The sequence below is a fragment of the Microbispora sp. NPDC046933 genome (assembly GCF_040644635.1).
In the GTDB taxonomy this organism is placed as follows: Bacteria; Actinomycetota; Actinomycetes; order Streptosporangiales; family Streptosporangiaceae; genus Microbispora.
This window is the reverse complement of record NZ_JBEYWW010000034.1, coordinates 65,108-91,203: the sequence shown is the minus strand read 5'-3', so window position 1 is coordinate 91,203 and position 26,096 is coordinate 65,108. Positions and strand designations below refer to the sequence as shown.

Annotated in this window: 29 protein-coding genes; 15 read left to right on the top strand and 14 right to left on the bottom strand. The window is 73.2% G+C overall.

Annotation, left to right across the window (positions count from 1 at the left end; translation table 11 throughout):
* Window positions 1–49 precede the first annotated feature (49 nt).
* Genes ABZ857_RS34870 through ABZ857_RS34850 form a run of 5 tightly spaced genes read left to right on the top strand, consistent with a single transcriptional unit; the run spans window position 50 to window position 5,293 of the window.
* Complete coding sequence (locus ABZ857_RS34870) at window positions 50–1,009, top strand: thiamine pyrophosphate-dependent dehydrogenase E1 component subunit alpha (RefSeq protein ID WP_357051947.1); 960 nt, start codon at window positions 50–52, stop codon at window positions 1,007–1,009.
* Complete coding sequence (locus tag ABZ857_RS34865) at window positions 1,002–2,069, top strand: transketolase C-terminal domain-containing protein (protein WP_357051944.1); 1,068 nt, start codon at window positions 1,002–1,004, stop codon at window positions 2,067–2,069. Before ABZ857_RS34870 ends, ABZ857_RS34865 begins: the two co-directional genes overlap by 8 nt.
* Window positions 2,066–2,866 carry an acetoacetate decarboxylase family protein gene (locus ABZ857_RS34860; RefSeq protein ID WP_357051941.1) on the top strand — a complete coding sequence of 267 codons (801 nt, stop codon included), beginning with the start codon at window positions 2,066–2,068 and terminating at the stop codon, window positions 2,864–2,866. The genes ABZ857_RS34865 and ABZ857_RS34860 overlap by 4 nt, the downstream gene beginning before the upstream one ends.
* Window positions 2,867–2,906: 40 nt before the next feature.
* Window positions 2,907–4,277: an MFS transporter gene (locus ABZ857_RS34855; protein ID WP_357051938.1), complete on the top strand. Its 1,371-nt coding sequence runs from the start codon at window positions 2,907–2,909 to the stop codon at window positions 4,275–4,277.
* Between the two features lie 11 nt (window positions 4,278–4,288).
* On the top strand, window positions 4,289–5,293 hold the full coding sequence (locus tag ABZ857_RS34850; protein ID WP_357051935.1) for a zinc-binding dehydrogenase: 1,005 nt from the start codon (window positions 4,289–4,291) through the stop codon (window positions 5,291–5,293).
* Window positions 5,294–5,347: 54 nt separating this feature from the next.
* Here ABZ857_RS34850 and ABZ857_RS34845 read toward each other — a convergent pair whose 3' ends face one another.
* From ABZ857_RS34845 to ABZ857_RS34835, 3 genes are all read right to left on the bottom strand, one after another.
* Window positions 5,348–5,599 carry a hypothetical protein gene (locus ABZ857_RS34845; RefSeq protein ID WP_357051932.1) on the bottom strand — a complete coding sequence of 84 codons (252 nt, stop codon included), beginning with the start codon at window positions 5,597–5,599 and terminating at the stop codon, window positions 5,348–5,350.
* Window positions 5,600–5,710: 111 nt separating this feature from the next.
* Window positions 5,711–7,474, bottom strand: coding sequence for an ABC transporter ATP-binding protein (locus ABZ857_RS34840; RefSeq protein WP_357051980.1), 1,764 nt, complete (start codon window positions 7,472–7,474; stop codon window positions 5,711–5,713).
* Between the two features lie 91 nt (window positions 7,475–7,565).
* Window positions 7,566–9,356: an ABC transporter ATP-binding protein gene (locus ABZ857_RS34835; protein WP_357051977.1), complete on the bottom strand. Its 1,791-nt coding sequence runs from the start codon at window positions 9,354–9,356 to the stop codon at window positions 7,566–7,568.
* Between the two features lie 265 nt (window positions 9,357–9,621).
* Here ABZ857_RS34835 and ABZ857_RS34830 point away from each other — a divergent pair, with 265 nt between their 5' ends.
* The 3 genes from ABZ857_RS34830 to ABZ857_RS34820 all read left to right on the top strand — a co-directional run bounded on the left by ABZ857_RS34830 (window position 9,622) and on the right by ABZ857_RS34820 (window position 10,878).
* Complete coding sequence (locus tag ABZ857_RS34830; RefSeq protein ID WP_357051929.1) at window positions 9,622–10,257, top strand: TIGR03085 family metal-binding protein; 636 nt, start codon at window positions 9,622–9,624, stop codon at window positions 10,255–10,257.
* A 102-nt stretch (window positions 10,258–10,359) separates the two neighbouring features.
* The gene (locus ABZ857_RS34825) at window positions 10,360–10,524 is read left to right on the top strand and encodes a hypothetical protein (RefSeq protein ID WP_357051927.1); all 165 of its coding nucleotides are present in this window, start codon (window positions 10,360–10,362) and stop codon (window positions 10,522–10,524) included.
* Window positions 10,525–10,716: 192 nt separating this feature from the next.
* On the top strand, window positions 10,717–10,878 hold the full coding sequence (locus ABZ857_RS34820) for a hypothetical protein (RefSeq protein WP_357051924.1): 162 nt from the start codon (window positions 10,717–10,719) through the stop codon (window positions 10,876–10,878).
* 297 nt (window positions 10,879–11,175) lie between these two features.
* On the opposite strand, the gene ABZ857_RS34815 is transcribed toward ABZ857_RS34820, so the two are convergent.
* Window positions 11,176–11,463: a chorismate mutase gene (locus tag ABZ857_RS34815; RefSeq protein WP_357051921.1), complete on the bottom strand. Its 288-nt coding sequence runs from the start codon at window positions 11,461–11,463 to the stop codon at window positions 11,176–11,178.
* A 213-nt stretch (window positions 11,464–11,676) separates the two neighbouring features.
* Here ABZ857_RS34815 and ABZ857_RS34810 point away from each other — a divergent pair, with 213 nt between their 5' ends.
* Window positions 11,677–11,907, top strand: coding sequence for a hypothetical protein (locus tag ABZ857_RS34810; protein WP_357051918.1), 231 nt, complete (start codon window positions 11,677–11,679; stop codon window positions 11,905–11,907).
* 55 nt (window positions 11,908–11,962) lie between these two features.
* Here ABZ857_RS34810 and hisF read toward each other — a convergent pair whose 3' ends face one another.
* From hisF to hisD, 9 genes are all read right to left on the bottom strand, one after another.
* Window positions 11,963–12,733: an imidazole glycerol phosphate synthase subunit HisF gene (hisF, locus tag ABZ857_RS34805; protein ID WP_139574373.1), complete on the bottom strand. Its 771-nt coding sequence runs from the start codon at window positions 12,731–12,733 to the stop codon at window positions 11,963–11,965.
* Between the two features lie 3 nt (window positions 12,734–12,736).
* Window positions 12,737–13,156, bottom strand: coding sequence for a RidA family protein (locus tag ABZ857_RS34800; protein WP_357051915.1), 420 nt, complete (start codon window positions 13,154–13,156; stop codon window positions 12,737–12,739).
* The gene (priA, locus tag ABZ857_RS34795; protein WP_357051912.1) at window positions 13,153–13,878 is read right to left on the bottom strand and encodes a bifunctional 1-(5-phosphoribosyl)-5-((5-phosphoribosylamino)methylideneamino)imidazole-4-carboxamide isomerase/phosphoribosylanthranilate isomerase PriA; all 726 of its coding nucleotides are present in this window, start codon (window positions 13,876–13,878) and stop codon (window positions 13,153–13,155) included. The genes ABZ857_RS34800 and priA overlap by 4 nt, the downstream gene beginning before the upstream one ends.
* A gap of 4 nt (window positions 13,879–13,882) precedes the next feature.
* Window positions 13,883–14,254 carry a hypothetical protein gene (locus ABZ857_RS34790; protein WP_357051909.1) on the bottom strand — a complete coding sequence of 124 codons (372 nt, stop codon included), beginning with the start codon at window positions 14,252–14,254 and terminating at the stop codon, window positions 13,883–13,885.
* A 183-nt stretch (window positions 14,255–14,437) separates the two neighbouring features.
* Window positions 14,438–15,070: an imidazole glycerol phosphate synthase subunit HisH gene (hisH, locus tag ABZ857_RS34785; protein ID WP_357051906.1), complete on the bottom strand. Its 633-nt coding sequence runs from the start codon at window positions 15,068–15,070 to the stop codon at window positions 14,438–14,440.
* Window positions 15,067–15,219, bottom strand: coding sequence for a hypothetical protein (locus ABZ857_RS34780; protein ID WP_179155475.1), 153 nt, complete (start codon window positions 15,217–15,219; stop codon window positions 15,067–15,069). Before ABZ857_RS34780 ends, hisH begins: the two co-directional genes overlap by 4 nt.
* Window positions 15,219–15,824, bottom strand: coding sequence for an imidazoleglycerol-phosphate dehydratase HisB (gene hisB / locus ABZ857_RS34775; RefSeq protein ID WP_357051903.1), 606 nt, complete (start codon window positions 15,822–15,824; stop codon window positions 15,219–15,221). Before hisB ends, ABZ857_RS34780 begins: the two co-directional genes overlap by 1 nt.
* Entirely contained in the window at window positions 15,821–16,897 is a 1,077-nt protein-coding gene (locus ABZ857_RS34770) for a histidinol-phosphate transaminase (protein WP_357051900.1), read from the bottom strand. Before ABZ857_RS34770 ends, hisB begins: the two co-directional genes overlap by 4 nt.
* Window positions 16,894–18,201, bottom strand: a complete 1,308-nt coding sequence (gene hisD / locus ABZ857_RS34765; protein WP_357051897.1) for a histidinol dehydrogenase — start codon at window positions 18,199–18,201, stop codon at window positions 16,894–16,896. The genes ABZ857_RS34770 and hisD overlap by 4 nt, the downstream gene beginning before the upstream one ends.
* A gap of 198 nt (window positions 18,202–18,399) precedes the next feature.
* On the opposite strand from hisD, the gene ABZ857_RS34760 reads away from it, so the two are divergent.
* The 5 genes from ABZ857_RS34760 to ABZ857_RS34740 all read left to right on the top strand — a co-directional run bounded on the left by ABZ857_RS34760 (window position 18,400) and on the right by ABZ857_RS34740 (window position 24,906).
* On the top strand, window positions 18,400–19,164 hold the full coding sequence (locus ABZ857_RS34760) for a DeoR/GlpR family DNA-binding transcription regulator (RefSeq protein ID WP_357051894.1): 765 nt from the start codon (window positions 18,400–18,402) through the stop codon (window positions 19,162–19,164).
* Between the two features lie 75 nt (window positions 19,165–19,239).
* Window positions 19,240–20,733, top strand: coding sequence for an amino acid permease (locus ABZ857_RS34755; protein WP_357051891.1), 1,494 nt, complete (start codon window positions 19,240–19,242; stop codon window positions 20,731–20,733).
* Window positions 20,730–22,169: an FGGY family carbohydrate kinase gene (locus ABZ857_RS34750; RefSeq protein ID WP_357051888.1), complete on the top strand. Its 1,440-nt coding sequence runs from the start codon at window positions 20,730–20,732 to the stop codon at window positions 22,167–22,169. Before ABZ857_RS34755 ends, ABZ857_RS34750 begins: the two co-directional genes overlap by 4 nt.
* On the top strand, window positions 22,166–23,608 hold the full coding sequence (locus ABZ857_RS34745; protein WP_357051885.1) for an NAD(P)/FAD-dependent oxidoreductase: 1,443 nt from the start codon (window positions 22,166–22,168) through the stop codon (window positions 23,606–23,608). The genes ABZ857_RS34750 and ABZ857_RS34745 overlap by 4 nt, the downstream gene beginning before the upstream one ends.
* Entirely contained in the window at window positions 23,605–24,906 is a 1,302-nt protein-coding gene (locus tag ABZ857_RS34740; RefSeq protein WP_357051882.1) for an FAD-dependent oxidoreductase, read from the top strand. Before ABZ857_RS34745 ends, ABZ857_RS34740 begins: the two co-directional genes overlap by 4 nt.
* A 55-nt stretch (window positions 24,907–24,961) precedes the next feature.
* On the opposite strand, the gene ABZ857_RS34735 is transcribed toward ABZ857_RS34740, so the two are convergent.
* On the bottom strand, window positions 24,962–25,600 hold the full coding sequence (locus ABZ857_RS34735) for a hypothetical protein (protein ID WP_357051879.1): 639 nt from the start codon (window positions 25,598–25,600) through the stop codon (window positions 24,962–24,964).
* Window positions 25,601–25,734: 134 nt separating this feature from the next.
* Between ABZ857_RS34735 and ABZ857_RS34730 the strand changes: the two genes are divergently transcribed.
* Window positions 25,735–26,091: an arsenate reductase family protein gene (locus ABZ857_RS34730; protein WP_357051876.1), complete on the top strand. Its 357-nt coding sequence runs from the start codon at window positions 25,735–25,737 to the stop codon at window positions 26,089–26,091.
* The last annotated feature ends 5 nt before the right edge of the window (window positions 26,092–26,096 follow it).

Here is a 26,096-nt window from a genome sequence, read left to right as displayed (position 1 = left end):
GCGGCCCGTATCCCTTTGCAACCACCGAACGCCAGGAGGTCTCCTTCGCATGCGCTCCGACACCCCGGCACTGCTCGGCTACTTCGAAAGGATGCTGCTCATCCGCGGCGTCGAGGACGAGATCGCCCGGCTCCGCACGGCCGGCGACATGGTCGGCTCGATCCATCTGTGCAGCGGCCAGGAGGCCGTGTACGTGGGGGCCGTCGCCGCCCTCGACCTGAGCCGGGACGCGGTCTTCCCGACGTACCGCGGCCACGGCTGGGCACTCGCCTGCGGCGTGCCGCCCGAGGCGCTGTTCGCCGAGATCCTCGGCCGCGTCGCCGGGATCAACGGCGGCAGAGGCGGATCCGCCTACTTCACCGCTCCCCGGTACGGCATGTACGGCGAGAACTCGATCGTCGGGGCCGGCGCCCCGATCGCCGCCGGCGCGGCCCTCGCGGCCGCCTTCGACGGCAGCGGCCGCGTCGCCGTCGCCGCCTTCGGCGACGGAGCGCTCAACCAGGGCGCAGTCCACGAGGCGATGAACTTCGCCGCCGTCCGGGGCCTCCCGGTCGTCTTCGTCGTCGAGAACAACGCCTACTCCGAGCTCACCCCGATCGCCGACATGACCCGCAACCCCGAGCTGTTCCGCCGCGCCGCGGCGTACGGGATGCCCGGCGGGCGGGTGGACGGCAACGACCCGGACGCGGTGGCCCGGGCGATGGAGACGTGCGTGCAGCGCGCCCGCGACGGCGCGGGCCCGGCGCTGCTGGAGTGCGTGACGCAGCGCATCGTCGGCCACTACATCGGCGACGCGCAGCACTACCGGCCCGCCGGCGACCTGGACCGGGCCGTCGCCGCGGAGCCGATCGGGCGGCTCGCCGAGCGCCTGTCCGCCGAAGGGGTCGCGGCCGGCGAGCTCGACGCGATCCGGGCGCGCGTCGCCGACCGGGTCCAGGCCGCCTCCCGCCTCGCCCTCGACTCACCGCCGGCCGACCCGGCGACCGCATTGGAGCACCTCTATGCCTGACCTCACCCTCCTGCCCACCGACGCGACCGGCACCACGACCGGCACCACGATCGAGACCAAGCGGCTCACCTATGCCGAGGCCGTCAACCACGCCCTGCGCCGTGCCCTGCGCGAGCGCCCGGAGACCCTGCTCTTCGGCGAGGACGTGGCCAAGCCCGGCGGCGTGTTCGGCGTCACGAAGGGACTGCACCGCGAGTTCGGCGACCGCGTCTTCGACACCCCCATCTCCGAGTCGGCCATCCTCGGCGGAGCCATCGGCGCGGCCATGTTCGGCCGCCGCCCCATCGCCGAGATCATGTGGATCGACTTCTCGCTCGTTGCCCTGGACCAGCTCGTCAACCAGGCCCCCAACGTGCGGTACGTCTCGCGCGGTGCCGTCACCGCCCCGATCACCGTCCGCACCCAGGCGGGGAACGGCCCGGGGGCGTGCGCGCAGCACTCCCAGAACCTGGAGGCGTTCTTCGCCCACGTCCCCGGCCTGCGGGTCGGCATGCCGAGCACCCCCCAGGACGCGTACGACATGCTGCTGAGCGCCGTCTGGTGCGACGACCCGGTCATCGTCATCGAGAACCGGACCCTCTACCACGGCGCCAGGTCGGACGTCCGGCTCGGCGGCGAGGTCGGGCCGATCGGCGGCGCGCGGGTCCGGCGCGAAGGCTCCGACGTGACGGTGGTGACCTGGGGAGCCGTGCAGAACCTCGTGCTGGACGCGGCCGAGGAGCTGGCCGCCGAGGGCATCGAGGCCGAGGTCCTCGACCTGCGCTGGCTCAACCCTCTCGACCCGGCCGCCGTCCGGGACGCCGTGTCCAGGACGCGGCGGCTGGCCGTCGTCCACGAGGCGCACACCTTCGGGGGCTTCGGGGCCGAGGTGGTCGGTCTGGTCGCGGAGTCCGGGCTGGACCTGCTCGCCCCTCCGGTACGCATCGGCGCCGCCCCGGCCCGCATCCCCTCGGCCGTCTCCCTGGTGCCGGGCGTCCTCCCCACCCGGGAGAAGATCGCGAACGGCCTGCGCCGCCTCGTCCGCGGGGAGAAGGCCCACGACGCCGGAGCGCTCCGATGACCGGGCCCGGCGTCACCTGGGGGATGCCCGCCTTCGCACCGCTCTACGGAGCGGGCGAGGAGCAGGTGACGCTCGACTGGCTCACAGTGGAGTACGCGACCTCACGCGAGATCGTCGACGGCGTCCTGCCCCCGCCGCTGCGGGCACCGGCCAGTCCGGCGGTCATGCTGTGGTTCGCCCGGTTCAAGGACCCCGCCTTCTCCCGGGCCGACGGCACGAGCGAGCGCCGCCCGTCGTACACGCAGGCCGGGGTGTGCGTGACCTGCGAGCACCCACGGCTCGGGCAGGCGGGCGAGCTCGGCGCGTACGCGGTCGAGACGTTCATCCCGGGCCTGAACTACGGGATCTTCGGGCGGGAGGCGTTCGGGCTGCCGAAGAAGCAGGTGCGCCAGGTCGTCGTCGAGCGTGCCGGCGAAGCGGTCACGGCGGGCGTCGTCATGGCCGACGGGGCGCCGCTGCTCGACGTGACCGGAAGGGCCGGGCGGTCCGGCCCGGAGCCGGCCGTGCCGTCGTGGATCACGCCGCACTTCACCCTCAAGCTCGTCCCCCGCGCGGACGGCCCCGGCTACGACATCAGCCGGCTCGTGCGCATCCCGTTCGAGGTCACCCCTCTCTCCCCGGCGAGCAGCGGAGAGGCGGAACTCACCTTCCACCCCCGGGATTCCGATCCCGTGCACCTGCTGCGCCCCGTTTCGACGCCGACGCTCTCCTGGGGCTCGGTCCACCTCGCCATCCGCTACGGCGCCTACCTCGAACACTGCGACCGGTTCCCCGTGCTGGGGCAGCCCTCCTGGTAGGGCCTGTCCCGGTAATGCCCCGGTCAGGAAGGACATGACAATGAGCGGACACCCCCAGCCGCCGGAGGCCGCCCCCAGGCCGTTCCGGAAGGCCGTCGCCGCCGCCTCCATCGGCAACTTCATCGAGTGGTACGACTTCGCCCTCTACGGGTTCTTCGCCAAGGCCATCGCCGACACCTTCTTCCCCTCCGGCGACGCCCGGGCCTCGCTGCTGCTGACCTTCGCCGTCTTCGGCATGAGCTTCGTCGTCCGGCCCCTCGGCGGGCTGATCTTCGGGCACATGGGCGACAGGATCGGCCGGCGGGCCAGCATGTCGCTGATCGTCATCCTCATCTCGGTCGCCTCCGCGGCCATGGCCCTCGTGCCGGGCTACGACACGATCGGCATCGCCGCCCCGATCCTGATCTTCGTGCTCCGCTGCGTCCAGGGAATCTCGGCCGGCGGGGAGTGGGCCAGCTCCGCGTCGTACGTCGTCGAGCACGCGCCGCCCGGACGCCGGGCCTTCGCGGGGAGCTGGCAGACGAGCACGATCGCCCTCGGCATGCTGACGGCCGCCCTGTCGGCCGTCGTCGTCTCGCTGTCGACGGGCGCCGAGGCCGCCGCGTCGTGGGGGTGGCGGATTCCCTTCCTGGTCAGCCTGCCGCTGGGACTGGTCGGCCTCTACCTGCGGCTGCGCCTCGGAGAGAGCCCGGAGTTCGAGAAGGTCGATCCCGGCGAGGCCGAAAGGCGGCCGCTGCGCGCGGCGCTCAGGCGCGACTGGCGCTCGATCCTGCTGATCGCCGGGCTCACCGCCGCCCCCACCATGTGCACCTACGTCCTGCTCGTCTACGGTCCCACGTTCCTGTCGACCGACCTGGGGATGGACCCGCAGCAGGCCCGCCTCGCCGGCGTCGCGGGCTTCGCCTTCATGGCCGTCGCGGTCGTCCCCGCGTCGATGCTCAGCGACCGCTTCGGCCGCCGGCCGTTCCTGATCGCCGGGGCGATCTGGGTGGCGGTCTCCTCCCTGCTGACGCTCTCCCTGATGCACACGGGCCGCTGGTATCTGGTGGTGGCCGGGCTGATCCTCACGCTCGTCGGAGACGTCATGATGCTGGCCCCGCAACCTGCCCTGTTCTGCGAACTGTTCCCCACCAGCCGCCGCGCCAGCGGGGTGAGCGTCGGATACAACCTCGGCGTGATCCTCTTCGGCGGCGCCGGTCCGTACATCTCCGGCACGCTCGTCGAGGTCACCGCGTCCACGTACGCCCCCGGGTGGTACCTCATGGGCGGCGCGACGCTCAGCCTGATCGCCGCGACGATGACCCCTGAGACGCTGCGTACGTCGCTGCGCGACGGCGTGACCCGCCTCACCGGCCGGCGAGGCCGGGGAGAACGCGGCCCGGCGTCGATCCACGAGATCGCGGAAGCGTGAGGAGGGAGATCATGGATCAACCGACGATGCGCGCCGTGGTCCACGCGGGAGCGCCCGGCGTCGCCGGATTCCGGACGGCGCTGCTCCCCCGGCCGGAGCCCGGGCCGGGCCAGGTCCTGGTGCGGATCCACTGCGCGGCCCTGAACCGGCACGACCTGTTCGTGGCGGCCGGCCGCGACGGCACCGAGCCCCCGCTGGTGGTGGGCTCGGACGGCGCCGGCGAGGTGGCCGCGCTGGGGCCCGGCGCCTCCGGAGTCGCGGTGGGCGACGAGGTCGTCGTCGATCCCACCCTCGGCTGGCCGGCCGCCGACGACGTGCCCGGCGTTCCGCGCCTGCTCGGCGGCCCTCCGGACGGGACCCTCGCCGAGTACGTCGTGGTTCCGGCGGCGAACGTCCATCCCCGGCCCGAGGGGCTGGACTGGGTGGAGGCGGCGGCCCTGCCGCTCGTGGCGGTCACGTCGTTCCGCGCCCTCTTCACCCGGGGTGGACTGCGGGCCGGACAGCACGTACTCGTCCCGGCCGTGTCCAGCGGGGTGGGCACGATGTGCGTGCTGATGGCCCTCGCGGCCGGGGCCCGGGTGACCGCCGTCACCCGGAGCGCCGCGAAGGCCGAGGCGGCGCGGGCCCTGGGCGCCCACGAGGTGATCCTCGGCGTCGACGGCGGCTATCCCGCGCCGCGTACTCCCGTCGATCTGGTGGTCGACTCGGTGGGGGCCGCGTACTTCGCCTCGCACCTCGCCGCCCTGCGCTCCGGCGGGCGGCTGGTGACCCTCGGCGCGACGACCGGCCCCGATGTGTCGGTGTCGTTGCGGGAGCTGTTCTTCCGGCAGATCAGCGTCGTCGGCACCTCGGTGGGCAGCTCCGAGGAGTTCGCCGAGGCCATGGCCTTCGTACGGCGCCACGACCTGCGGCCGGTGGTCCACGACGTCCGGCCGTTCGACGAGGCCGTCCAAGCCCTGCACGACCTGCGGGAGAGCGGCCACTTCGGAAAGTCCGTCATTCGCGTCTCGGCGTAGATCTCGAGGGAGGGGGCGCGTGGGAGGAGGCCGGCTCACCTGTCCGCGGCCTGATCAGGGCCTGAAGACGTCGGCCGCGGTGATCGGCAGAACGCCCTCGCGCACGTGCGTGACCTCCTCACGGGCGCACACGGCGTACGTCAGCGCGTCCACGTCGCCGGTGAGGTTCGCCGCCTTACGCGAAAGCCGCGCCCGCAGCCGTTCCGCGTCCACGGTACGGCTCCACTCGGCCTCGCCGACGAGGACCGGAACGCGCGTGCGGGCGGGTTCCGCGAGCACGACGGCGTCGATGACGGCGAAAGTCATTGACGTGGTGGCGACAGCGGCGAACATCACCGCAGCCGATGGCCGCCTCGTCCACCCCCGGCAGGACGGCACAGGCCGTAGACCGCCGCAGGAGGAGATTCCGCGTACGCGTCAGCGGGCGGTGGTGGCGGTGGTCCAGGAGGCGTAGAGGTCGGCGTAGACGCCGGGCTGGCCGACTAGGACGGCGTGCGGGCCGCGCTGGACGATCCGGCCGTGCTCGAACACCAGGACCTCGTCGGCCGCCTGGGCGGTGGACAGGCGGTGGGCGATCGAGATGGCCGTACGACCGCGGGTGACGCCGTCGAGGGCGCGGGCGAGCCGCACCTCGGTGGCGGGGTCCACGGCGGAGGTGGCCTCGTCGAGCAGCAGCAGGTCGGGGTCGGCGAGGTAGGCACGGGCGAGCGCGACGAGCTGCCGCTCTCCGGCCGACAGGGACTCGCCCCGCTGGCCGACCGGGGTGTCCAGACCGGCGGGCAGGCCGTCGAGCCAGTCGGCCAGGCCGAGCTCGGTCAGGGCCCGGGTGATCTCCTCCCGGGTCGCCGAGGGCCGTCCGAAGCGGATGTTGTCCTCAAGCGTCGAGTCGAACAGGAACCCGTCCTGCGGGACCATGACGATCCGCTCCCTGAGCGAGGAGAAGCCGATCGTGCGCAGGTCGGTCCCGTCCACGAGGATCCGGCCCGAGGTCGGGTCCATGAGCCGGGTGAGCAGCTTGGCGAAGGTCGTCTTGCCCGAGCCGGTCTCCCCCACCACCGCGACCCTCGTGCGCGGCGGGATGTCCACCGACACGTCGTGGAGCACCGGTGGCCCGCCGGGGTAGGCGAAGCCCACGCCGTCGAAGCGGACCGAGATCGGGCCGCGCGGCAGCGTCGCGCCGTTCTCCGGGTCGGCCACGTCGGCCGGGGTGTCGAGCACGCCCAGGATGCGCCGCCATCCGGCGATCGCGTTCTGCGCCTCGTTCAGCACCTCGGTCGCGGTCTGCAGCGGGCTGATGAACAGCGTGATCAGGAACAGGAACGCGATGAGCCGCCCCGCGGTGATCGACTCGGCGACGCCCAGCCAGACCCCGGCCACGACCACCAGCGCGATCGTGATCGAGGCGGCCAGCTCGGTGGTCGGGAACGTGAACCCGACGATCTTCTGGGCCCGGGTCTGCGCCGCGCGCATCCCGTCCACCGCCGTGTCGATCCGCTCCGCCGTGCGGTCCTCCGATCCGTACGCCCGGATCACCGCGCTGCCGACGACCGACTCGCTGACGGCGGCGAGGACGTCGCCGGCGCGCTCGCGCACCCGCGTGTACGCCCCGGCCACCAGGCGCTGGAAGCGGGGCAGGGCCAGCACCAGCGGCAGGAAGCAGGCCCACACGAGCAGCGTGAGCTGCCAGGAGTAGACGGCCATGAGCACGGTCGCCACCACCAGCTGGCCGGCGGACACGATGACCATCAGCCCGCCCCACTGCATGAACGTGCTGATCTGGTCGACGTCGCCGGTGACGCGGGAGACCAGGCCGCCCCGCCGCTCGGTGTTCTGCGTCAGCACCGACAGGTCGTGCACGTGGCGGAAGCCCTTGCCGCGCAGGGCCGCCAGGCCCGACTCCGTGGAGCGGTAGAGCCGGACGTTCATCAGGTAGCCGCACAGCGCGGTCAGCACCACGGCGAGCGCGCACAGCGCGACCGCGTTCCGGATGAACGGCAGGTCGGGCACGCCCGACCGCAGGCCGCGGTCGATCACCTGCTGCACGGCGATCGGCACGACGACCTTGCCCAGCGTGGCCAGCACGGCCAGCACGAGCGTCCCGGCGAGCCCGCGTCGGAACTCCGGCGACAGCCGCAGGCCCTGCCTGAGCGTCTCCAGGGCGCCCCGGTCGGCCGACCGCAGGGACGAGCTCTCTCCTGTGGCCGTGCCGGTCGCAGGGTCGGTCACGGCGGTCACCGCGTCACACTCCTCGTCAAGGGCTTCGGGCCGTGCGTCACGCCACGACCTCCTCATCGGTGTCTTCGCGGATGTCGAGCGCGGCCCGCTCGGCCTCCTCGCGCTCGTAGGCGGTGACGAGGTCGCGGTAGCCCGCGCAGCGGACCAGCAGCTCCTCGTGCGTGCCGTGGTCGGCGACCACGCCCTGCTCCAGGTAGACGACCTCGTCGGCCAGCGCGATCGTCGCCATCCGGTAGGCGACCACGATCACCGTGGCCTCGGCCGCGCCGTCGCGCAGGCCGTACAGGATGCGCTTTTCGACCTGCGGGTCCACGCTGGAGGTGGCGTCGTCGAGGATGAGCAGCCGGGGCTCGCGCACGATCGCGCGGGCCAGCGCCAGGCGCTGGCGCTGGCCGCCCGACAGCGTCGCGCCGCGCTCGCCGATCCGGGTGTCCAGGCCGGACGGCAGCGCGCTGACGAAGCCGTCGGCCTGCGCGAGCCGCAGCGCGGCCCAGATCCGCTCGTCCGGCACCTGGCCGCCGAGCGCGATGTTGCCGCGCACGGTGTCGTCGAACAGGAACGTCTGCTGCGGGACGAGCGCCACCGAGGCGCTCACCTCGCCCCTGGCCACCTCGCGCAGGTCGGCGCCGTCGACGCGGACCACGCCCTCGCCGGGGTCGATCAGGCGCGCGAGCAGCTGAGTGAGTGTCGACTTGCCCGCCCCGGTCGGTCCGACGACCGCGATCGTACGGCCCGGCGCGACGGCGAAGCTCACGTCCTTCAGCACCGGGCTCCCCGGCGCGTACGCGTAGGAGACGCCCTCGGCCTCCACCCGGGCCGGGCCGGACGCGTCCAGGCGGGCCGTGCCGTACTCCATGGAGCCGGTGGCGTCGAGGACGTCCCTGACCCGGGTCCAGCCGACGACGCTGCGCGGCAGCTCGGCCAGCACCCAGCCGAGCGCCCGGATCGGGAAGGCGAGGAGCGTGAACAGGTAGGCGACCTGGATCAGGTCGCCGGCCGCGACGCCGCCGGACTCCAGCCGGAGCGACCCGACGAGCAGCACGGCCAGCACGCCCAGCGTGGGCAGCGCCTCGAGCATGGGGTCGAACAGCCCGCGGACCCGGCCGACGGCCACGTTCGCGTCCCGCAGCGCGTCGGCCTTCGCCTGGAACCTGGCGGTCTCCGCGTCCTCCCGGCCGAGGGTCTTGACGACGAGCGCCCCGTCGAAACTCTCGTGCGCGACCTCGCTCACCTCGGCCCGCAGCTCCTGGGCCCGCATCACCAGCGGCGAGAGCCTGCGCTGGTAGACCAGGTTGAGCACGGCCACGGCCGGGAAGATCAGGAAACCGACGACGGCGAGCACCGGGTCGACCAGCACGATCGCCGCGGCGGCCGTCACGAGCATCACGATCACGCCCACCGCCATCGGCAGCGGCGCGAGCGGCCCCCAGGCCGCCTCGACGTCGGAGTTGGCGTTGGACAGCAGCTGCCCGGTCGGGTGGCGGTGGTGCCAGGCGAGGGGCAGCCGCAGGTACTGCCGGGTGACCGCGCGGCGGGAGTGGGCCTGCATGCGGTACTGGTGGATCCCGGCCATGATGCGCCGGCCCATGATCCCCGCGGCCTTCAGCACCGCCACGCCCACGATCAGCAGGGCCGCCGCGACCAGCGTGCCGGTGCTCGCCGCGCCGTCCCTGAACGCGGGCAGCACCGCGTTGTCGGTCGCCCAGCCGAGCGCCCAGGACGAGGCGACGGTCATCGCGCCGTAGAGGGCGCTGGCGAGGACCGCGCCGGTGAAGATCCTCGGCTCGGTTCTGATCGCCACGCCGATGACCTTGAGACCCTGGAGCATGACTGAGCTGCCGGGCCGCGCGGGGGACTCCTTCGTCGGCACGCGGTGCGTTCCTTCCGATCGGGGGACCAGCCGGGGTCGCTCCCTGCGAGCGTCCCGGAGGGGGACGTTACTCACTCGGGGACGCCGCCGGATCGGTCACCGGACCGACGCCACCCAAGCCCTTGGTCCTAGTTACTCCCTATCATCCTGATCAATCTGTTTATTCCTGGACATGCTCTCGGCCGCCGGTCCGGGGGGCGTGACAGGCGCATAGGCTGATCGCGTGACACACGCCCAGACGGAGCGCGCGGCGCTCTGCGACCTGCTCGACCGCCTCGGTCCTGAGGCGCCCACGCTGTGCGAGGGATGGGCGACCGCAGATCTCGCGGCCCACCTCGTCCTGCGCGAGCGCCGGCTCGACGCCGCGCCCGGCATCGCGCTGCCGTTCCTGGCGGGCTACACCGCCGGCGTGCAGGAGCGCATCAAGCGGAGCCACCCCTACCCCGAGCTGGTCGGGCTCGTCCGCCACGGCCCGCCGCGCTGGACGCCGTACGGTCTGGTCCCCCGCCTGGACGAGATCGTCAACACGGTGGAGCTGTTCATCCATCACGAGGACGTGCGCCGGGCGCAGGCCGGATGGGAGCCTCGCGTCATCCCGAGGGACCTGCAGGAGGCGTTCTGGGGCCGGCTGCGCGGCACCGCCCGGCTCTTCCTGCGCAAGGCTCCTGTGGGGGTCGTGCTCCGCCGCCCCGACGGGGCGAAGGCGGCCGGGCGGATGGCCGAGCCGGCGGTGGTGGTCACCGGCGAGCCGTCGGAGCTGCTGCTGTTCGCGTTCGGCCGGCAGGCGCACGCCCGGGTGACGTACGACGGGGACGCCGCGGCGGTCGCCCGGCTCCAGGAGGCCCGATTGGGGCCATGAGGATGGCGGCGCGAGACTTGTCCGGAATCCTCCACGTAAACGTCGCGCCATGGGGCAGCATGGCACCAGCACACGATGTGTGGGAGCGTTTGGGAGCCCCGGATGAACCTCAAAAAGGTCCTGACCTATGTGGCCGTCGCGTTCGTGATCTTCTATTTGTTCACGCAGCCGGCGAACGCCGCCGGCGCGGTCAGGAACCTGTTCGGAGGCATCTCCACGGGAGCCGAACGCCTGTCCGCGTTCTTCACCTCGCTGTTCTCGGGCTGAGCCACGCTCTTTCCGGGCCGGGCCGGCGGTGTCCGGGCAGGCCCGCGAGGAGTCCGGACCACGCCGCGACGAGACCGTGGACCCCGCCGTCTCACGATGAGGGCGGAACGGCCTCATGTCCTCTCGGCTAGTTATGATCAACACTGCCGCCGGGTACAAACGACCGGGATACCGATTGCAGGAGGCCCCCCGATGAAGGTGAAGAAGGTTCTTACGTACGCGGCCATCGCGTTCGTGGTCTTCTACCTCTACAGCCAGCCGCAAGCGGCGGCAGGCGCCGTGCGAGGCGTGTTCGACACGGTCAACACCGGAGCCAGCCGATTGGCGACCTTCTTCACCTCGGTCCTGAGTTGAGGCCCAGGACGATCCGCCCCCGCTCTCCCTAAGGCGACCCCGACCACAACCACAACCGGTAACAGACGACAACCGAACAGTAGGCACAGCCAGAGCCGCGAGGCTCTCCGCGCACAGGGCCGGCAGGGCATCCGCCCTTGCTCCGCCGGCCTCTCTTTTCGCATCCCTTCGCAACCGGCCACACGGGATCCCGACGCGCCGTGAACGGCTCGCCCCCGGACCGATCCCCTGCCCCCGCCTCCCGTCGCCACACCCGCCCGTTCCGTACGGGCCCCGGTGCGGGCGTGCGGTGACGTTCTACCCGGCCCGCCGGTGCTCCGCGAGCTCGTACTCCACGAACGCCCCGATCATCGCCCGCCAGACGGCCTCGGCGACCTCCGGGGACAGCCCCTCGCGCTCCGCGCGCTCCCGCGCCGCGGCCACGACCCGCTCCACCCGATCGGGAGCCCGCACGGCCCGCTCGTCCGTCTTGAAGGCGGCGGCCGCGCGTACGAGACGCTGCCGCTCGGCCAGCAGCGCCGTCAGACGGGCGTCGAGCTCGTCGATGCGGCGGCGGACGTCGTCGAGCGAGGCGGGGTCGGACACATGTTCCTCCGGGCGGCGAGACGATGATCGGTGGCAACCCTACGGGATCACCGGACATGGCCGATAAAGGGCACACAATCGCGTATGCCGGTTTTCGCCCGCTATCGCCCTATTTGCGGTGATTGGTATAGACGGTTGCGTGATGTCGCACGGACCATTGAGGAGGGCGGACTCCGGAGCGCCGCACGATCCCTCGACGGACAGGAGACAGCTATGCGTGCCAAGCGTTTCCCGAGCCTGCTGGGCCTGGCGTTCCTCGCCGCCGTCGGTCTCGCGGCGGCCCAGCCCGTCCACGAGGCGTCCGCCGCCACCATGAGCGGCGGGTGCGGCGGCTGCGGGTGCGGAGGGGGCTTCCAGGTCCAGTGGCAGTGCCAGTCGATGGCGTCCTCCTCACTCGGCACCGGACCGGAGGCCTTCCCCACGGCCATCGTCGACATCGACTGAGGACCCACCGGCCGGGGGCCGGATCCCGGCCCCCGGTGAGCGGCGCTGTGGGCGCTCAGCGGACCGGATGACCGGCCGCGCGCAGCGTGTCCTTGACCTCGTGGATCTTGAGCTGGCCGAAGTGGAAGACCGAGGCGGCCAGCACGGCGTCCGCCCCGGCGTCCACCGCGGGCGGGAAGTCCTCCAGCCGCCCGGCGCCGCCGGAGGCGATCAGCGGGACGCTCACCGCCGCCCGTACGGCCCGCAGCATCTCCAGGTCGTATCCCGACTTGGTGCCGTCGCCGTCCATCGAGTTGAGCAGGATCTCGCCGACGCCGAGCTCCTCCCCCCGCCTGGCCCACTCGACCGCGTCGATGCCGGTCCCCCGGCGCCCGCCGTGGGTGGTGACCTCGAACCCGGAGGGCGTGGGCGGGCCGTCGACCACGCGGCGCGCGTCCACCGACAGCACGATGCACTGCGACCCGAACCGGCGCGAGGTCTCGGTCAGCAGTTCCGGCCGGGCGATGGCGGCGGTGTTGATGCCGACCTTGTCGGCGCCCGCGCGCAGCAGCCGGTCCACGTCGTCGGCCGAGCGCACGCCTCCGCCGACCGTCAGCGGGATGAACACCTGCTCGGCCGTACGGCGCACAACGTCGAGCATGGTCTCGCGCTCGCCCGATGAGGCGGTGATGTCGAGGAAGGTCAGCTCGTCGGCCCCCTCGGCGTCGTAACGCGCGGCCAGCTCGACCGGATCGCCGGCGTCCCTGAGGTTCTCGAAGTTGACCCCCTTGACGACCCGGCCCGCGTCGACGTCCAGGCAGGGGATCACCCGCACCGCTACGGTCATCGCTCAGCCCTCGTCGTCGCCACGTTCCACCGGCCGATACGCCTCGACCTCGACCTCGACCAGCATGCGCTCGTCGACCAGCCCGGCGACCTGCACGCTCGTGCACGCGGGCCGTACGTCGCCGAAGATCTCGCCGTGGGCCTTGCCCGCCGCGTCGAAGTCGCCGGCGTTCACCACGTACATGCGGGTGCGCACCACGTCGGCCAGGGTGGTGCCGGCCTTCTCCACGGCGTCCAGCGCGATGGAGAAGGCGGTGAGCGTCTGCTGGTAGGCGTCGCCCACGTGCTGGACCTCACCGCCCACGGTGGCGGTGCAGCCGGACACGAGCACGTGCGGCCCGGCGACGACCGCGCGGGCGTAGCCGTAACGGTCCTCCCAGGGACCGCCGGAGGAGATCCGCCCTTCGGGCATCTGGGCGCTCATGCGCTCTTCACCGCCGCGAGCGCCTCTTCCAGGGTGAACGCCTGGGCGTACAGCGCCTTGCCCACGATGGCCCCCTCGACGCCGTCCGGCACGAGCGTCGCGATCGCCCGCAGGTCGTCGAGCGAGGACACCCCGCCGCTGGCGATGACCGGGCGGTCGGTCCGCGCGCAGACCTCGCGCAGCAGGTCGAGGTTGGGACCGCGCAGCGTGCCGTCCTTGGTGACGTCGGTGACGACGTAGCGGGGGCAGCCCTCCGACTCCAGCCGGTCGAGCACCTCCCACAGGTCGCCGCCCTCCTGGGTCCAGCCGCGGGCGGCCAGCGTGGTGCCGCGCACGTCCAGCCCCACCGCGATGCGGTCGCCGTGCTCGGCGATCGCCTTGGCGCACCACTCCGGGTTCTCCAGCGCGGCGGTGCCGATGTTGACCCGGCGGCAGCCGGTGCTCAGCGCGGCCTCGAGCGAGGCGTCGTCACGGATCCCGCCGGACAGCTCCACGTTCACGTCGAGCGCGCCGACGACGGAGGCGAGCAGCTCGCGGTTGTTCCCCCGGCCGAACGCCGCGTCGAGGTCGACCAGGTGGATCCACTCCGCGCCGGCCTTCTGCCAGGCAAGGGCGGCGGCGAGCGGATCCCCGTACGAGGTCTCCGTCCCCGCCTCGCCCTGCACGAGGCGGACGGCTTGGCCGTCGGCGACGTCGACGGCTGGGAGCAATACGAGCGACATTTGGTCATGACCTCCGGTCGAAGACGATGGTGACGAACACCGGGAGCAGCAGGATCGAGCCGAGGAACACGCCCAGGCGGGCCATCCACGAGTCGAGCAGGATCCAGGCGAGCACCTGGACGAGGAACCACAGCACGGCGACGACGGCGTTCTCCGTGCGGCGGCGGCGGGCGAGATACCCGCGCTGCCGGACCACCCGCACCGGTCTGCCCGGCCGCGGCAGCACCGCGGCCACGACTCCGGCGACGGGCCCGACGATCCGCTCGCGCATCTCGCGCCGCCGGGCGGCCCTCGCCTCGCGTTCGGCCCGGGCCGCCGCGAGGCGTTCGCGCTCGGCTTCGCGCTCCGCCCTCCGGCGGGCCCGTTCCTTGCTCATCGGGCCTCCCGCTCAGGTCCGGTCACGGCCTGGCCGGCCGTACGCGCCGCGGCCCCGATTCCGCGGACACCGTGTCCGTGCACGGGAACCACGGGAACAACGGTGTCCTCGGATGGGAGCCGTCGCGTGCCGCCGATCCCCAGTGTCCCACCGCTGCCTTGAGATTTCGCGTGCCGGACACGCTCACAACGTGCTCAGCCAGTTGGACAGCAGCACGGCCCCCGCGTCTCCGGACTTCTCCGGGTGGAACTGGGTGGCCATGAGGGGACCGTTCTCGACGGCGGCCACGAACGGCACGCCGTGCTCGGCCCAGGTGACCAGCGGCCGGCGGAAGCCGTCGCCGGCCTCCAGCCGCCACTCGCGCACCCCGTAGGAGTGGACGAAGTAGAAGCGCGTCCCCTTCTCCAGCCCGCGGAACAGCACGCTGCCCTCGGGCACGGTCACGGTGTTCCACCCCATGTGGGGCAGCACGGGCGCGTCGAGCCGCTCGACCGTGCCGGGCCACTCGCCGCAGCCCTCCGTGTGGACGCCGTGCTCGACGCCCTTCTCGAACAGGATCTGCATGCCGACGCAGATCCCGAGCACCGGGCGCCCGCCGGCCAGGCGGCGGCCGACGATCTGGTCGCCGCGCACGCCCTTCAGCCCCTCCATGCACGCGGCGAACGCCCCGACACCGGGGACGACGAGCCCGTCCGCCTCGATGGCGGCGTCGAAGTCGGCGGTGACGGTGACGTCCGCCCCCACCCGGGCCAGGGCCCGCTCCGCCGAGCGGAGGTTGCCCGAGCCGTAGTCGAGAACGACCACGCGCTTGCTCATTGCCACCACATCACTCCCGCGGTGATCGCCATGGCGGCCCCGACGCCGGCGAGCGCCGCCAGCAGCTTGAGGCCCTGCCGGATGCCCGAGATGACCCCGCCGATCAGGAAGAGGCCGATGAAGATCATTCCTCCGGAGGCGAAGGTCATCAGAGGACGCCCTTGGTGCTGGGCACGCCGGTCGCCCGCGGGTCCCGCTCCGACGCCTCGCGCAGCGCCCGCGCGAGCGCCTTGAACTGCGCCTCCACGATGTGGTGCGCGTTGCGCCCGTACGGCACGTGCACGTGGAGGCAGACCGCCGCCTGCGCGACGAACGACTCCAGGATGTGCCGGGTCATGGTGGTGTCGTAGTCGGGCCCGATCATCGGGGCCATGCCCTCGGGCTCGGTGTGCACGAGGTACGGCCGGCCGGACAGGTCCACCGTGACCTGCGCGAGCGCCTCGTCCAGCGGGCACGAGGCGCTGCCGAACCGCCGGATGCCCGACTTGTCGCCCAGGGCCTCGCGGAACGCCGCTCCGAGCGCGATCGAGGTGTCCTCGATCGTGTGGTGGGCGTCGATGTGCAGGTCGCCCTCGGTCTTCACGGTCAGGTCGAACAGCCCGTGCTTGCCGAGCTGGGCGAGCATGTGGTCGTAGAACCCGACGCCGGTCGACACGTCGACGATCCCGGTGCCGTCGAGGCACACCTCGACCAGCACCGACGTCTCCTTCGTCGTGCGCTCGACGCGGCCGCGGCGCTCGTCGATCTCGGTCATGCGAGGACCCCCTCCAGCGCGGCGCGGAACGCCGCCATCTCTTCCGGCGTGCCGATCGACACGCGCAGCCAGCCCGCGGGACCGGTCTCCCGGATCAGCACCCCGCGAGCGAGCAGTCCCTCCCACACGGACCGCCGATCCGCAAACGTACCGAACAGCACGAAGTTGGCGTCGGAGTCGGCGGCCGCCAGGCCACGCCCGCGCAGCCAGTCCACGGTGGCGTCCCGCTCGGCGCGCAGCGCGTCGACCGTGCCCAGCAGCTCCTCGCGGTGCGCCAGCGCCACCCGGGCCGCCGCCTGGGTCAGCGTGGACAGGTGGTACGGCAGGCGGACCAGCAGCATGGCGTCGACCACCGCCGGATCGGCGGCGAGGTAGCCGAGCCGGGTGCCGGCCATGGCGAACGCCTTGGACATGGTGCGCGTCACGATCAGCCGGGGGTTGCCGGGCAGCAGGGTCAGCGCCGACGGCGTGCCGGTGCGGGCGAACTCGGCGTACGCCTCGTCAACCACGACCATGCCGGGCGCGGCGGCGAGGATCCGCTCGATCACCTCCAGCGGCAGGGCCGTGCCGGTCGGGTTGTTGGGCGAGGTCAGGAACACCACGTCGGGGCGGTGCTCCTCGATCGCGGCCACGGCGGCGTCGGGGTCGATCGCGAAGTCCTCCTCGCGCAGGCCCTCGATCCAGCGGGTGTTCGTGCCGCCCGCGATGATCGGGTGCATCGAGTACGACGGCTCGAACCCGATGGCCGAGCGGCCGGGGCCGCCGAACGCCTGGAGGATCTGCTGGATGATCTCGTTGGAGCCGTTGGCCGCCCACAGCCGGTGGGCCGTCAGCCCGTGGCCGAGGTAGTCGGCGAGGTCCTTGCGCAGCTCGACGGCGTCCCTGTCGGGGTAGCGGTTCAGCGTCGCCGCGCCCTGCCGTACGGCACGGGCGAGGTCGTCGATCAGCGCGGCCGACGGGGGGTAGGGGTTCTCGTTGGTGTTGAGCTGCACCGGCACGTCGAGCTGCGGCGCGCCGTACGGCTGCTTGCCGCGCAGGTCGTCGCGGATCGGCAGGTCGTCGAGGGTCGTCATGCGGGCACTTCCCAGTCGAAGCGGGCGCGGATCGCGGCGCCGTGGGCGGGCAGGTCCTCCGCGTCGGCGAGCGCGCACACATGCGCGGCGGCCCCGGCCAGCGCCTCGCGGTTGTAGTCCACCACGTGGATGCCGCGCAGGAACGTCTGCACCGACAGCCCCGAGGAGTGGCAGGCGCAGCCGCCGGTCGGCAGCACGTGGTTGGAGCCCGCCATGTAGTCGCCGAGCGACACCGGCGCGTACGGCCCGACGAAGATCGCACCGGCGTTGCGCACGCGGGCGGCGACCGCGCGCGCGTCGGCCGTCTGGATCTCCAGGTGCTCGGCGGCGTAGGCGTCCACCACCTTCAGCCCGTCGTCGACGTCCGAGACGAGCACGATGCCCGACTGGCGTCCGGAGAGCGCCTCGGTGATCCGCTCGCTGTGCCGGGTCGCGGCCACCTGGCCGGGCAGTTCCTTCTCCACCGCGTCGGCCAGCTCCACGCTGGTGGTGACCAGCACGGAGGCGGCGATGACGTCGTGCTCGGCCTGGCTGATCAGGTCGGCCGCGACGTGCACGGGGTCGGCGGTCCCGTCGGCGAGGACCGCGATCTCGGTGGGCCCGGCCTCGGAGTCGATGCCGATGCGGCCCTTCAGCAGGCGCTTGGCCGCGGCCACCCAGATGTTGCCGGGGCCGGTCACCATCGTGGCCGGGCGGCACTCCTCGGTGCCGTAGGCGAACATCGCGACGGCCTGGGCGCCGCCCACGGCGTACACCTCGTCGACGCCGAGCAGCGCGCAGGCGGCGAGAATGGTGGGGTGCGGGAGCCCGCCGAACTCCTTCTGCGCGGGCGAGGTGACGGCCAGCGAGGGCACGCCCGCCTCCTGGGCGGGGACCACGTTCATGACCACGCTGGAGGGGTAGACGGCCCGGCCGCCGGGGACGTACAGCCCCACGCGGTCGACCGGCACCCAGCGCTCGGTGACCGTGCCGCCCGGCACGACCTGCGTGGTGGTGTCGGTGCGCCGCTGGTCGCGGTGGACCAGGCGGGCGCGGCGGATCGACTCCTCCAGGGCCGCGCGCACGACCGGGTCCAGCTCCTCGAGGGCGCGCGTGAGGGCTTCGGCGGGCACCCGGGCGGACTCCAGCTCGACGCCGTCGAATCTCGCGGTCAGCTCCCGTACGGCTGCCGCGCCGCGATGGCGGACCTCCTCGCAGATGGGCCGCACCTTCTCCAGGGCGGCCTCGACGTCGAGCTCGGCGCGGGGCAGCACGTCGCGCAGGTCATCAGGAAGGGACCCGCGCAGGTCGATACGGGAAATCACCGTCCCAGTCTACGGACGACCAGGGAGGGATCCGTGTGCGTCCAGCATTCGGGACGGGCGTTTCACCGGCGGGCACACCGCTCGGGAGCTGGGAATCTTCTGCGCCGCATGTTTTACCGGCCCGGCTCTTGACAGGTTTTCGGGCACTAATCCACACTCTCGGGCAATACCAGTCACATTCGGTCAAAGGCGGATCTCTTGCTTCCGGCACAGCGCCATCAGCGGATCATCGAAGCCCTCGGGCGGAAGGGGACCGTGCGCACCGAGGACCTGGCCGCGTTGCTCGGCGTCTCCCACGAGACCGTCCGGCGCGACCTGGCGATCCTGGAGCGCCGGGCGCTGCTCGTCCGCGTCCACGGCGGGGCGACCTCGGCGCCGTCCGGCACCGGCGAGGAGCTGTCCTATCTGGAGCGCTCGACCAGCCAGTCGGAGGCGAAGGCCGTGATCGGCGAGCTCGCGGCGCAGCTGCTGCGGCCGGGCCAGACCGTGATCATCGACGTCGGCACCACGGCCGTCCACGTCGCCAGGGCCGTCCCCCCGTCCTTCCGCGGGGTGGTCGCCACCTGCTCGCTGCTGGTGGCGGCCGAGCTGGCGGGCCGTCCCGGCGTCGAGGTGCTGGTGGCGGGCGGGCGCGTCCGGCAGGGCGACCTCGCCGTCTCCAACGCCCACACCCTGGGGTTCTTCCAGGACCTGCGCGCCGACGTGGCGTTCCTCGGCTCGGGCGGGGTGGACGCCGAAGCCGGGCTCACCGACTACTTCCTGGACGAGGTCGCGACCAAGCGCGTGATCCTCGCCAACACCGCACGGACGTACGTGCTCGCCGACAACTCGAAGCACGGCAGGGTCGCCGCCTACCGGGTGTGCGCCCTGGACAGCCTGTCCGGCCTCATCACGGACGGGGAACCCCCTCCCGCGCTCGCGTCCGCCCTGGTCAGGGCGGGTGCCGAGGTGATCAACCCGTAGGGTGGCCCGGCGGCGCGGCCACGCCGCCGGGCCCGGACCGTTGCAATCTCCCCAGCTCCAGCCAGGAGACGATCCATGACCCATCCTTCCACGCGCCCGCCATCGCATGATCGGAACAGCGCGGACCAGGCCGACGCGGCCATCTCCCACGCCGGGTACGCCCAGCAGTTCTCCCGCACGCTGAAGTCGTTCGAGTCCTTCGCCGTCGCGTTCTCCTTCATCTCGATCACCACGGGCCTGTTCACGACGTACGGCACCGTGCTCAACTCCGGCGGGCCCGCGGGCATCTGGACCTGGCCGATCGTCGGCGCGGGCACGGTCGCGGTCGCCCTCCTGTACGGCGCGCTGGCCAGCCGCATCCCGCTGTCGGGCTACAGCTACCAGTGGGCGAGCAGGCTCGCCTCTCCCGTGCTGGGCTGGTGGTTCGGCTGGGTGTCGTTCGCGTTCCTCGCGATCGTCGCCGTGGCGGTCGACTACGGCCTCGCCCAGGTGGCGCTGTTCCCGCTGTTCGGCTGGGAGTACACGCCCATGGCCGGCGCGCTGACCACGCTCGTCGTGCTGGTCGTGCAGATGGTTCTGATCATCTGGTCCACCCCGATCACCACGAAGATCAACAACCTCGCGGTGAGCGCCGAGGTGATCGCGATGATCGGGCTGACCCTGCTGATCGCCGGGTTCGCGATCTTCGGCGGCCACGCCGAGTGGTCCAACCTCACCTCCACCGGCACGGTCTCCGGCGACGGATACTTCGGCTGGCTCGGGCCGTTCATGCTGTCGGCCCTGCTCGGCGCGTTCACGCTGGTCGGCTGGGAATCGGCGGCCAACCTCGCCGAGGAAACGATCAACCCCAAGCAGGTGGTGCCCCGGGCGATGGTCCGCGCGATCCTGCTCAGCGTCGCCCTGGGCATGCTGTTCCTCGTCGTGGTCACCGCCGCCCTCGGGAACGACGTGGCGGCGATCACCGCCTCCTCCGCGCCCGTCGCCCAGGTGGTCGAGAACGTCCTCGGCGCGGGCGTCGCCCGTGCGTTCCTCGTCGTCGTGAGCCTCGCGATCTTCGCCTGCGGCCTGGTCATCATGGTGAGCTGCAGCCGCCTGGTCCACGCGATGGCCCGCGACGGCCGGCTGCCCTTCTCCACGGCGCTGAGCCGGGTGCCGCGCGCCACCGGCGGCCCCACCTGGGCCACCGTGCTCGCGGCCGGCGCGTCGATCGCCATCGTGCTCGCCTTCTCCGGCAACGCCGACGCCCTGTCGCAGCTCCTCGGCGCGGGCACGCTCATGCCGGCCCTGCTGTACGCCGGCACGGTCGCGCTCTACCTCGGCACCCGCCGCCGCCACCGGCCGCGGCCCGACGACTTCCGCCTCGGGAAGTGGGAGCCGCTGGTCGTGGCGGGCGCGGTGATCTGGCTGGTGATCGAGCTGGCCGTCTTCCTCATCCCGTCCGACTTCCGCACCGCGCAGGTGTACGCCCTGGGCTCGCTCGTGCTCGGCGCCGTCGTGTTCGCCGTCGTGTGGGTGCGCGGCCGGGACCGTCTCACCCGCGAGACCGGCGACCGGGCGGAGCTCCTGTGAGCGCGCCGGCCGTACTGGCGATCGACCAGGGCACCTCGGGCACGAAGGCGGTCGTGGTCGGCGGCGACGGCGCCGTCCTCGCGCTGGCCGAGACGCCGGTCCACCCCGCGTACCTGCCGGGCGGACGGGTGGAGCAGGACCCCCGGGAGCTGCTCGATTCCGTCCTGTCCGCGGGTCGGGAGGCCGTCGCGGCGGCGGGCGTGCCGGTCGGCGCGGTCACCCTGGCCAACCAGGGCGAGACCGTGCTGGCCTGGAACCCGGCGACCGGCGAGCCGCTGACCACCGCGCTGGTGTGGCAGGACCGGCGGGCCGAGGAGGTGTGCGCCGGTCTCGCCGGGCACGCCGGGAGGGTCGCCGAGCTGACCGGCCTCGTGCTCGACCCGTACTTCTCCGCGCCCAAGATGGCCTGGATCCGCCGCAACCTCACCCGCGAGGGGGTGGTCACGACCAGCGACACCTGGCTCGTCCACCACCTGACCGGGGAGTTCGTCACCGACGCCGCGACCGCGAGCAGGTCGGCGCTGCTCGACCTCGACGCGGTCGAGTGGAGCGGGGAGCTGCTCGGCCTGTTCGGCCTGGACGGCGAGCGGCTGCCCGCGATCGTCGCCTGCGACGAGGTCGTCGGCACGACCCGGGCCTTCGGCGGGGAGATCCCGGTCGGCGGCCTGGTCGTCGACCAGCAGGCCGCGCTGCTGGCGGAGGGCTGCCTGTCGGCCGGCGAGGCCAAGTGCACGTACGGCACCGGGGCGTTCCTGCTCGCCAACACCGGCGAGCGGGCCGTGCGCTCGGCCTCCGGCCTGACCACGTCGGTGGCGTGGCGGGCCAGGGGCGCCACGCCCTACTGCGTGGACGGGCAGGTCTACACGGCGGCCTCCGCGGTGCGGTGGCTGAACGGCCTCGGCCTCATCGGCGATGCCTCCGACCTGGACACGCTGGCCGCGCCGGACGCCGAGGGCGCGCTGTTCGTCCCCGGACTGGCCGGGCTGGCCGCGCCGTGGTGGCGGCCGGACGCGACCGGCGCGTTCCTCGGCATGACGCTGTCCACCCGGCCCGGGCACCTGATCCGGGCCGTCCTGGAGGGTATCGCGGCCCAGGTGGCCGACCTGGCCGCGGTCGTCGCGGCCGACCTCGGACGCCCGCTTGCCCGCCTGCGGGTGGACGGCGGGCTCACCCGGTCGGCCGCTCTCATGCAGGCGCAGGCGGACCTGCTGCAGGCGCCGGTGGACGTCTACCCGTCGCCGCACGCGACCGCACTCGGCGCCGCCGCGCTGGCCCGCCTCGCCGTGACCCCCTCGCTCGCGGTGGCGGACGCCGTGCCCGCGTGGGCCCCGGCGACGACGTACGAGCCGCGCTGGCCGGCGGAGCGGGCGGAGGAGTTCATGGCGCGCTGGCGGCGGGGCGTCCGCGCGGCGATCGAGACGGGGAGGGACGTGTGAACAGCGGAGTCAGCAGGTCCGGGCCGTTGCCGGAGGGTGCGATCGACGTGGCGGTGGTCGGCGGCGGCGTCGTGGGCGCCGCCGTGGCCCGCGAGCTCGCCGGGCGCGAATCGGGTGGCCGCGCCCTGTCGGTCGCGCTGGTCGAGGCGCGCGCGGACGTCGGCGACGGCACCAGCAAGGCCAACACCGCGATCCTGCACACGGGCTTCGACGCGACGCCGGGCACGCTGGAGTCGCGCCTGGTGCGGCGGGGATACGAGCTGCTCGGCGAGTACGCCGGGCGCGCCGGCATCCCGGTCGAGCGGACGGGCGCGGTGCTGGTCGCGTGGACCGGCGAGGAGCTGGCCGCGCTCCCGGGGCTGGCGGACAAGGCGGTGAAGAACGGCTACCGGGAGTGCGAGGTCGTCGGCGCGGACGAGGTCTACCGGATGGTCCCCGCCCTCGGCCCGGGCGCGCTCGGCGGCCTGACCGTGCCCGGGGAGTCGATCATCTGCCCGTGGACCACCACGCTCGCGTTCGCCACGGAGGCGCTGGCGCGGGGCGCCCGCGTGCTGCTGAACACGCGGGTCGAGAGTGTCCAGCGCGGCGGCGGCGAGGAGGGCGACGAGGAGACCGTGCTGCTGACGAGCCGGGGCCCGCTGCGGGCCCGATGGGTCGTCAACGCCGCGGGACTGGGCTCCGACGCCGTCGACGGGCTGTTCGGGCACGAGCGGTTCACGGTCACCCCGCGCCGGGGCGAGCTGCTGGTCTTCGACAAGATGGCCAGGCCGCTGGCGAACCGCATCGTGCTGCCCGTGCCCAGCTCGCGCGGCAAGGGCGTGCTGATCAGCCCGACGATCTACGGCAACGTGATGCTCGGCCCGACCGCCGAGGACCTGCGCGACCGCACCGACACCTCCACGTCGGAGGAGGGGTTCGCGTTCCTGGTGGACAAGGGCCTCGCGCTCATGCCGGCGCTGCTGAAGGAGGAGGTCACGGCCTCCTACGCCGGGCTGCGGGCGGCCACCGAGCACGGCGACTACCAGGTCCACCTCGACGCCGCGCAGCGCTATCTCGTGCTCGGCGGCATCCGGTCCACCGGGCTGACCTCGTCCATGGCGCTCGCCGAGCACGCCGCCGGGCTGCTGGCCGAGGCGGGCCTCGTCACCTCCGTACGCGACGACCTGTCCGAACCGCCCCGGATGCCCAACATCGGCGAGGCGTTCCCCCGGCCGTACATGTGCGGCGACCTCATCGCGAAGGACCCGGCGTACGGCACCGTGGTCTGCTTCTGCGAGCGGGTCACCGCCGGGGAGATCAGGGACGCCCTGGCCTCCCCGCTCCCCCCGGCCGACATCGACGGCCTGCGCCGCCGCACCCGGGCCATGATGGGCCGCTGCCAGGGCTTCTTCTGCGGAGCCGAGATCGCCGAACGCCTGGCTCGTGTGGAGGAGTCATGATGAAGCTGACCACCGACGTCGCCGTCGTGGGCGGCGGCCCCTCCGGGCTGACCGCCGCCGCCGGTCTCGCGGCGGCCGGCCTGCGGGTCCTGGTGCTCGACCGGGAGCGCGAGGCCGGGGGCATCCCCCGGCACAGCGACCACACCGGCTACGGCCTGCGCGACCTGCGCACCGTGATGACCGGCCCGGCGTACGCCCGCCTGCTGGCCAACCGCGCGGTGGAGGCCGGGGCGCGGGTGCGCACCTCGGCCATGGTCACCGGGTGGGCGGGAGAGCACGCCCTGGACGTCACCACCCCGGAGGGCCGCCTGCGGGTGGACGCCCGCGCCGTCGTCCTGGCGACCGGCGCCAGGGAACGTCCCCGCACGGCCCGGATGGTGCCGGGCGACCGCCCGCCGGGCGTGCTGACGACCGGACAGCTCCAGAACGTGGTCCACCTGCACCACGGCAGGGTCGGCACGCGGGCCGTCATCGTCGGGGCCGAGCTGGTGAGCTGGTCGGCCGTGCTCACGCTGCGCGAGGCGGGCTGCCGTACGGTGCTGATGACCAGCGAGCACGCCCGTGCCGAGTCGTACGGGGCGTTCAGCGTGCCGGGCCGGGCCGTGCTGCGCGTGCCGGTCGCCACGAGCACCCGGGTCGTGCGGATCGACGGCCGCGACGCGGTGGAGTCGGTCGAGATCGAGGACCTGCGCACGGGCGAGCGCCGTACGGTGCCCTGCGACACGGTGGTGTTCACGGGCGACTGGGTTCCGGACCACGAACTGGCCCGGGCGGCCGGGCTGTCCATGGACCCGGGCAGCAGGAGCCCGGTCGTGGACAACACCCTGGCGACCAGCCGGCCCGGCGTGTTCGCCGTCGGCAACCTGGTCCACCCGGTGGACACCGCCGACGTGGCGGCCCTGGACGGCCGCCACGTGGTGCGGCACGTCCTCGCGTACCTCTCCGGGACCCCCGGCACCACGGGCCCGGGTACGACGGACTCGGGCACGACGGGCTCGGGCACGACGGGCTCGGGCGGGGGCGGCGCGGCGATCCCGCTGCGGGCCGAGGCGCCGTTCACGTGGGTCTCCCCCGGTCTGGTCCGGCCCGGCGCGGGCGCGCCGCCGCGTCACCGGATCCTGTTGTGGTCGGCCGAGCACCGCCCGATCGCCCGGGTCGTGGTGACGCAGGACGGGCGTGAGATCGCCCGCCGCACGCTGCCGTGGCCGGTCTCCCCCGGCCGGGTGTTCCGCGTGCCGTCGTCCCTGCTGTCCGGCGCGGACCCGCGCGGCGGGCCGATCACGATCTCGCTGGGCTGACCGCGAACCGGCCGTCGGCGGCGCCGGGCCGGCGGAGGCGGTGGGACCGGTCCGTTCACACCGCCTCCCGGCAGGCACCGGGAGAGCGCGCGGCGGACGACGTGCCGCCCGCGGCCGGAGACGGTGCGGCGATCGGGGGCGCGACCAGCGGGAGCGTCCTGGCCAGCACGAGGGCGAATCCGAGCTGGAACGTCGCCTCGCCGTGAATGAGCAGCCCCTCAGTCTGGAGCACGTACACCGCGGCGAGCACCCCGCCGCCGAGCTGGACCAGGAGGAACGCGGCGCCGGCGAGGTCGCCGTGGGCCCACGCGACGAGCCGCCCGGCCAGCAGGAGCTGGAGCACGAACAGGGCCGCGCCCAGCCCCCGGTGGGCCCAGTCCACCACCCCGCCCAGGGTGTACGGCGTCAGCACGATCCCGGCCAGCAGCACGACGAACGAGTCGGCCATCCGCCGGAGGTGGGCCGGGGACGGCATGCGGCCCGCCGCGTCCCGCAGCGCCCGGTGAGTGAACAACGCCGCCCCGGCGAGACCCGCCGCGTACGGAAGCACGGTCTGCCAGTGGACCCCGTAGTAACTCATGCCGTGGTTGACCGCCAGGCCCTCCGGCCGCAGGGTGACACACACCGCCAGTCCACCGAACAGGCACGCCTGCCCCTTCGCGACGTCCCCCGCGACGCTACCGTCCGTCCCCATCGGCTGCCCTTCCGCGCTCGGCCACTCCCATCGACAAAGGCCACGTAAAGAGATTGTCCCCTTTAGATCGTTTTGCCATTCGCCGGGTGGGCATGAGGACCCGTTTACGCGCAGCCGGGCGGGACAATGGGCGCATGGAGATCTGGATCAATCCGGCCTGCTCGAAGTGCCGGTCGGCCTTGTCGCTGCTCGACGCGGAAGGCGCCGGGTACACGATCCGGCACTACCTGGAGGACCCGCCGAGCGCGGCGGAGCTCGCCGGGGTGCTGCGCCGCCTCGGGCTGGAGCCCTGGGACGTCACCCGTCTCGGCGAGCCGGTTGCGGCCGAGCTGGGTATGGAATCGTGGCCGCGCGACGAGGCGGCCCGGGAGCGGTGGATCGAGGCCATGGCGGCCCACCCGATCCTGATCCAGCGGCCGATCATCACCGCCGACGACGGCACCGCCGTGGTGGCCCGCTCCCCCGAGGCCGTGCGCTCCGTCCTGCCGTGACCTCC